Raw genomic sequence first — 235 nt, forward strand, 5'->3', positions numbered from 1 at the left:
CTACGAGAAAGTTATAACCCCAGTAGTAGACTATCTGTTTACAAGAAAGGAAATAGATCCAAAGAGAATTATCTTATGGGGGCAAAGTTTAGGCGGGTATCTTGCTCCTAGAGCAGCAGCTTTTGAACATCGACTTGCAGGCTGCATAGCTAATGGAGGAGTATATGACTTTTTAGGTGGATTTACAAGTATCTTTAATATGCCAAGAGAAGAATTTTTAAATTTCGCACTTTCT

At 37.9% G+C, this 235-nt stretch carries 1 protein-coding gene; it reads left to right on the forward strand.

Going from position 1 to position 235, the window contains the following annotated elements:
- A partial coding sequence (locus B4920_RS28025; RefSeq protein ID WP_145954657.1) for a S9 family peptidase occupies positions 1-235 on the forward strand: 235 nt, incomplete at both ends.

The organism is Zoogloea sp. LCSB751 (assembly GCF_002028455.1).
Classification (GTDB): domain Bacteria; phylum Pseudomonadota; class Gammaproteobacteria; order Burkholderiales; family Rhodocyclaceae; genus Zoogloea.